1 protein-coding gene is annotated in these 1,521 nt (G+C 60.9%); it reads left to right on the forward strand.

From position 1 onward, the window contains the following. The first annotated feature begins 74 nt into the window (after positions 1-74). The gene (ahcY, locus tag SM765_RS22970) at positions 75-1,463 is read left to right on the forward strand and encodes an adenosylhomocysteinase (RefSeq protein ID WP_065272031.1); all 1,389 of its coding nucleotides are present in this window, start codon (positions 75-77) and stop codon (positions 1,461-1,463) included. The last annotated feature ends 58 nt before the right edge of the window (positions 1,464-1,521 follow it).

Consider the following 1,521-nt stretch of genomic DNA (forward strand, 5'->3'; position numbering starts at 1 on the left):
GGTTTCATTGCTTGTAAAGCGTTGCGGTGTTAAGTGCGTGGCCAAGTTGAGGCTGAGCCAGAATGGAGTTGCCAATGGGCACGGATTACATCGTCAAAGACATCGCATTGGCCGGGTTTGGCCGCAAGGAACTGGATATCGCGGAAACCGAAATGCCGGGGCTGATGTCCCTGCGCGCGGAATACGGGGACAGCAAGCCGCTGAAAGGTGCCCGTATCGTCGGCTCCCTGCATATGACCATCCAGACCGCGGTGCTGATCGAAACCCTGGTGGCGCTTGGCGCCGATGTCCGCTGGGCATCCTGCAACATCTTCTCGACCCAGGATCACGCCGCTGCGGCGATTGCCGAGGCAGGCATTCCCGTCTTCGCCATCAAGGGCCAGACCCTGGAAGAGCATTGGGATTACCTCGACCGCTCCTTCCAGTTCGCCGAAGGTGCCAACATGATCCTCGACGATGGCGGCGATGCGACGCTCTACGTGCTGCTGGGCGCCCGCGCCGAAGCAGGTGAGGACATCATCCCGGTACCCGGCTCCGAGGAAGAAGCCGCGATCAAGGCGCAGATCCAGAAGCGCATGAAGGAAAGCCCCGGCTGGTTCACCAAGACCCGCGACGCGATCAAGGGCGTTTCCGAAGAGACCACCACCGGCGTGCATCGCCTTTACGAGCTGGTGAAACAGGGTCAGCTGCCCTTCCCGGCGATCAACGTGAACGACTCGGTCACCAAGTCGAAGTTCGACAACAAATACGGCTGCAAGGAAAGCCTGGTCGACGGCATCCGCCGCGCCACCGACACCATGATGGCCGGCAAGGTCGCGGTGGTCTGCGGCTACGGCGACGTGGGCAAAGGCTCGGCGGCCTCTCTGCGCGGCGCGGGTGCCCGCGTGAAGGTCACCGAAGCGGACCCGATCTGCGCTCTGCAGGCGGCGATGGACGGCTTTGAGGTGGTGCTGCTGGAAGACGTGGTCTCCAGCGCCGATATCTTCATCACCACCACCGGCAACAAGGACGTGATCCGCATCGAGCATATGCGCGCGATGAAGGACATGGCCATCGTCGGCAACATCGGCCACTTCGACAATGAGATCCAGGTGGCGAACCTCAAGAACCACAAGTGGACCAACATCAAGGAACAGGTGGATATGATCGAGATGCCCTCGGGCAACCGCATCATCCTTCTGTCCGAAGGGCGCCTGTTGAACCTCGGCAATGCCACCGGTCACCCGTCCTTTGTGATGTCGGCCTCTTTCACCAACCAGGTTCTGGCGCAGATCGAGCTGTGGACCCGCGGTGAGGAGTATAAAAACGAGGTCTACATCCTGCCCAAGCATCTGGACGAGAAGGTCGCCCGCCTGCATCTGGAGCGTATCGGCGTCAAGCTGACCACGCTCAGCCCCGAGCAGGCCGCCTATATCGGCGTCACCCCGGAAGGTCCCTTCAAGCCGGAACACTACCGTTACTGACCGGCCCTACAGCAGAACACCACAAAGCCCCCGCAAATCATGCGGGGGCTTTTTTGTT

This window comes from Pseudophaeobacter sp. 1A09344 (genome assembly GCF_041008745.1).
Classification (GTDB): domain Bacteria; phylum Pseudomonadota; class Alphaproteobacteria; order Rhodobacterales; family Rhodobacteraceae; genus Phycobacter; species Phycobacter gallaeciensis_A.

Bases quoted from the DNA above. Each gene is read 5' to 3' on its own strand.
- ahcY (WP_065272031.1), top strand. From the start codon at position 75: ATGGGCACGGATTACATCGTCAAAGACATCGCATTGGCCGGGTTTGGC.